At 61.6% G+C, this 5,202-nt stretch carries 5 protein-coding genes and 1 pseudogene; all 6 read right to left on the bottom strand.

Annotated features, from left to right (window positions below; all coding sequences use genetic code 11):
* Positions 1 to 234, bottom strand: a pseudogene (locus EN906_RS22200) (GGDEF domain-containing protein); the annotation flags it as partial.
* Between the two features lie 163 nt (positions 235 to 397).
* On the bottom strand, positions 398 to 763 hold the full coding sequence (locus tag EN906_RS38400) for a thermonuclease family protein (RefSeq protein ID WP_245456788.1): 366 nt from the start codon (positions 761 to 763) through the stop codon (positions 398 to 400).
* A gap of 372 nt (positions 764 to 1,135) precedes the next feature.
* Positions 1,136 to 2,335: an ABC transporter substrate-binding protein gene (locus EN906_RS22210; RefSeq protein WP_127272575.1), complete on the bottom strand. Its 1,200-nt coding sequence runs from the start codon at positions 2,333 to 2,335 to the stop codon at positions 1,136 to 1,138.
* 92 nt (positions 2,336 to 2,427) lie between these two features.
* Positions 2,428 to 3,186, bottom strand: coding sequence for a transglycosylase SLT domain-containing protein (locus tag EN906_RS22215; protein WP_127270683.1), 759 nt, complete (start codon positions 3,184 to 3,186; stop codon positions 2,428 to 2,430).
* A gap of 26 nt (positions 3,187 to 3,212) precedes the next feature.
* On the bottom strand, positions 3,213 to 3,584 hold the full coding sequence (locus tag EN906_RS22220; RefSeq protein WP_127270682.1) for a hypothetical protein: 372 nt from the start codon (positions 3,582 to 3,584) through the stop codon (positions 3,213 to 3,215).
* 60 nt (positions 3,585 to 3,644) lie between these two features.
* On the bottom strand, positions 3,645 to 5,202 hold a 1,558-nt coding region (locus tag EN906_RS22225; RefSeq protein WP_127375370.1), incomplete at its 5' end, for a type I secretion C-terminal target domain-containing protein.

The following is a 5,202-nucleotide window of genomic DNA, read 5'->3' on the forward strand; positions in this document are numbered from 1 at the left end:
TTCCCGGCGATAGCGACGAAGCTCGATCCGTTTTAATCCAACGAACAGAAAAAGCGGAACGCCAAGGACAACGGGCAACAGGATTGCCGTGATCATGCTGCGCCCAAATGGCGTCAGCGCCTCGGAGAACAGGAGCAGATAATTGAGGCCGACGGAAACGCCCAGGATTGCAGCGGTTCCCAGAAAGGTCAGCAAAGCGACGCTTTTCCATGCCTGGTCGGTGGTGCTCGCCATAGTCTTTATCACTGGCCGATCTCCTGTGGTTGGGCTGGTATAAGGCCGGTGTGTTGCAATTTCAGTTTCAAGGAAGCTTGCAATTTAATCGATTGCGTGATGACCCCATCAAGGCTGCGCCCGTGGCGGTTAACAAACAAAACATCAGGGAATGAATGGCAGGCTATTGCGCCGGGCCGAATATGCCCATCTCAGCCTTTCGGGCTGTCGCCTCCGCCTTGCCGTAGATGCCGCTCGGCAGCGCCGTGGCCCAGCCGTTGGAGACAAGCCAGGCGCCGACATCCTGCTTGCCCAGCCTGCACGGTGCGGCGACGGCAAAACGCTCGACGTCCGGCGGTACGAAACAGTGCAGCGCGCGTCCCCTCAACCAGGAATTGAAAACGGCGCGTGCGCGAAGGCCGCAAGGCCAGGTGACGTCATGAAACGAGCAGGAGCTGTCGAGATCGATGCCCCGCACTCCGCTGATGACCACCTTGCGGCCCATGGCTTCGAACATCGCCGACGATGTGGCAATCGGGCGGTAGAGCAAGACCTCCCGCCAATCCCCGGGCATTGGCGTTTTCGGGGGCACGGCGAGACCGAGCTCGCTGAGTGGCGGACGGGGCTCGGCCCTTTCGATCTCAGCGGGATCAAGCCGTGGCGGAGCGATCAGGTCTTGAGCAACCTTGCGCGCCGGCTCCAGGCGTTGTGCGTCGGCAACCGGGGCAACCGGCCGGATAGGCCGGGTATCGCCAACATCCGGCGACGGGGCACGGACAGGCCGATCGACCGAAAGCAACGCCCCGCCTTGAATGATCAGCAGTATCCCGGCCAGAAGCAGGATGCTTCCGAGTGCGATCGCCAAGCGGCTGCGGCCCCGCCTGCCCATCAGCTTGAACAGGATCTCGGGGATTTGCGCCGGTCAGAAACCCGACGTCGATTTGGCAACCAGCTTGAGCGCACCTTTTTCAATCCGATAGAACGGCATCGAGCGTTGGCTGGATCCGTCGGCCCGAAACCGGAACAGGCCGGTCGAGCCACGAAAGCCGTTTGGATTTTCGAGAACTTTCTTGCTGAAGCCATCAGGCCCGACCGCGCTGGCAATCCCTGCCGTCAAGGCAACCATATCATAGGCATAGGCCACATTGACGTCGGCCGGATAGTTGTATGTCGTCCTGAAGCGGTCGGCGATCGGCCCGGTTTCACTTGGATCGAGCGTGGCGATAAACGCCCCCTCGAAGAGCGGATCCATGGGGTGCTCCAGCCAACGGTTCGTTCCGACGACGGAGATGGTCTTTCCCGGAATGCCCTTCGATTTGAGGGCGGCAAGGATGGGCGCCGGACTGCCATTGCCGCTGGCGACAATGACGGCGTCGGGGGCGTCCACGAGTGAGCCCATTTCGTCGATCGCCTTCGCGCCACCGTCGCCGGCAGAATATCGGAGAGTGACCGCGAGCGCCGCGCCGTAGATGCTGAGGCTGTTTGCGACCCGCTTCTCCATGGCGCCGGCGTTTGGATTGTCCGCGACAAGCAGTACGAACTTCTTGCTGCCTTTCGCGGCCAGTCCCGCGGCGCCGGCTGCGGCGCTGTCGGCTTCGCCAAGGAGCACGGCATAGACCCCGGCGCCGCCGGCGAAATTGTCGGCAAGCGCCAGAACCGGTGGCCGCTTCGATCCCGAAAGCGTGGCAATATGCTGGGCTGCCGGCAGCTCGGTCGGGCCAATGACGACTTTCGATCCCGTCGTAATGGCCGTTACCGCCAGTTTGCTGGCCTGCGCGCTGTCGCCCTTGGTGTCCTCTATCGTCAGCGTCAGCAATCCGTTGCCGATATCCGTCATCGCCAGCTTGGTCGCATCGAGCATCTTCCTGCCGTTTTCCCCGGCCGTTCCGGGGGCGGACAGCGGCAGCAGCATCGTGACTTTGGTCGAACCGGTACCCAGCGACTGGGTCGCCTGGACGGGACCGCCACCGGCGGCGCCGTTCTGCCCGGCAGGCGCGGCAATCGTCGCCGGATCGAGCACTTCGGACACGCCGCCCTTCGACTGGCAGCCCGACACGATCGCGGCGAGCGCCAAGGCGATTGCCCATGTCCGCGGACAGTGGACCTGTCGGCCAGCTTCCATGAATGCTCCACCCCTATGTGCCGCCGGATATTGTTCCCGGTCTGGTCTTCAACGCATGTTACGGCGGACTTGCAGTGCCGTCTGTAGTTCTTTTAGCCGCCGAAGAGCCTGCCTCTGAGCGCCCTGATCTGCCTTGCTTGCCCGGCACTTCGATAGTCGGCGCATTTCATGTATCGCGGCCCCGGCACGAACACGCGGCGCACGCAAACGCCCTTTGCCTGGGCAGGGGCTCCGCCCTCTCCGCCCGGCGAAAATGCGGAAAAGCCGAACGTCGCCACCGGCAAAGGCCCGGTCACTTCAAAGCCTTCCCTTGCCAGGATTGCCCGCGCACGCTGGCAGTAGCGGACCGAAAGGGCCGAGAACCGGCTTTCATTGTGCCCGGCGCGATATTTCATGACGGTGGTGCACAGATCGCCCGCGGCGAGCCTGTTGGCCTGTGCAAGATATTTGACCCCCAGCGCGATGTTGGCCGCCGGCGCGCTCAGATCGTCCAGGGAACCTCGAAAGCCGAGCATTCTGGCCGTCGCCGGCATCACCTGCATCAGGCCGACTTCGCCGTCGCCGCCTTGCACGTCGGGATCGAAGCCGCTTTCGATCTCCATCACCGCATGCGCCAGCATCGGCTCCAGGCCATAGATCGATGCCTGGCAACTCGCAAATGCCTTGAAAGCCTGCCGGGTCCACTCCGTGGCCGGATCACAGCGCACCGGTTGCTTCAGTCCGGACGAAAGCTGTGGTTTCACGGATGGTCGTTCCAGCCAGTTGGCACTGGCCGGCGTGACCGTTTGGACAAAGCCAAACAACACGATCGCACCCGCGACCGCCTTCAGGAAGGATCCGTCGGCTGTCATGATGGCCAACAGGCGTGGCTATCCGGTCAGTGCATGTACTCGACCATGCGATCGTGAAAACACTCGCATTTGTTGAGGTAGTCTTCGTCCTTGTAGTTCGTCTTCAGGTAGCCATAGGCCTTGCCGCAAGCGACCTTGGCCTCCGACGCCCAGACGAAGACGGGCCGCGACGAGTTGATCCACTCCGAGCTGTTGGCGACGGCAACCGACTCGTCCATCAACTTCACAACCTCCTGCTTCAGATCGACGATGTTGTCGTTCAGCACCAGGTTGGAGGTGCCGACGACACGGCAATAGTCGCCCGTCGGACCGTCGATGATGTCGGCGGCATACCCCGTCGACCCGACTGCCAGCAACAGCGTCGCAGCGGAAACAAGCAGTCTTGCAGAACGTTTCATATTGAGCTCCCCTAGATATTAGCGACGTATAACATAGTCGCGTGGTTGTGCGCTATGGCGTTACACCACGTTTGCCGTTGTCTGATGCTGGGTTATGCCATCGTCGTAGAGCAGCGTGATCGTGTTGGCCGCGGGGTGGTTCGTGAGTTCCGCCACTTGGACAAAATTGGCCGGATCTCCCGATCCGCTCGTGTCGACACTCAGCACGCCGGTCCCTGCGTCGTAATTCACGAAGTCGCCGATGTCGCCGCCGCCAGGAGCCGTGTCGAACAGCGCGGTCAGATCGATCTTGTCGCCCTCGCCACCATTGAAGTCGGTGATGAGATCTTTGATGTCGAGATGATCGAGCTTGAACGTGTCGGCACCAGTGCCTCCGGTAAGCGTGTCTTGGCCGAAGCCGCCGACGAGAGTATCGCTGCCGCCTCCGCCGTTCAGTGTGTCGGCGCCAAGACCGCCTGCGAGATAATTGTCGCCGGCGTTTCCAGACAGGTAGTCATTGCCCGAGCCGCCGATCAATCCCTCAATACCCGAGAGAGTGTCACCGGTGGCATCGCCGCCGCCGATCGTACCAGGCCCCGGATTGGTGAATGTCACCGGCGCCCCGGATGCATGTCCGTCGTCGGCCAGATGGATCGAAACCGCCGCCACACTGCCCGTATAGTCGGCAATGTCGGTTCCGGCACCGCCCGAGATCGTATCGGCATGCGTGCTGCCGGCGATAACGTCGTTGACCGTTCCGGCAAAGCCGGGAAGGGTGAAGTTGCCGGAACCGTCGCCTGCGACCACGTGGATGCTCACAGGCTGCGTCGCGGTCGTATCGCCATCATGGTCTGTCGCAGAGACCAGGAACTGCAGGTTCAAGTCGGACGGCAGGATGTTCTGCGATATGTCGACGGCCGCCAACCTCATTTTCGCATCGGCATTGCCGGTTATCGAAATCACGTTGAAATCGATCGTCGGGTCGATGATGAGATGTCCATTCACCACCGTCGCCGTTCCATTCTGGGTCTGGTTGGTGACGGAATTGGTCGCCGTCCATGAGACCGAACCAGAGCCATTGTTCACATTGAAATCGAGACTGCCTATGAACTTCGGATTGAGAGTCGGCGCGTCATTGCCGGCTGTCGCGGAGGTGTGGAACTCCATGGTGAAGTTTTCATTGGGGTCGATGAACTGGTTGTCAACGCCGAAGCCTTGCGTGGAAGAGTTGACGCCGTTGCCGTTACCGGTGAATTCGATCAGGCCGTTCGGAGTTTCGAGGAACGGCGTCGGACCACCCGGGCTCAGCCCTGTGAGCGTCTGCGTGACGGTCGTGGCGGCCTGCGGCGTGACGAGATCGAACTCATAGGTGCCATCCGGCCTTACCGTCAGGGAGAACACTTCGGTCACGCCCGAATTCCCGTGAAGGACCGTTGTGCCATCCGCCGCGGTCGTCGTGCTGTAGGTGATCCCGGTGATCGCAGGTCCGGTGATGTTGAAATGATCGAGGCCATCGGCACCCGCCGCCAGCGAGAAGACCCCTGAGACCGATCCAACCTCATTTGGCATTGTGCCCGAGGTGAAGGAATTTAGCGTCGGGCCGTCATCGAGGAAGGTCAGGTTCTGGCCGATGTTGAGC

It is taken from the genome of Mesorhizobium sp. M7A.F.Ca.CA.004.06.1.1 (genome assembly GCF_003999135.1).
GTDB lineage: Bacteria > Pseudomonadota > Alphaproteobacteria > Rhizobiales > Rhizobiaceae > Mesorhizobium.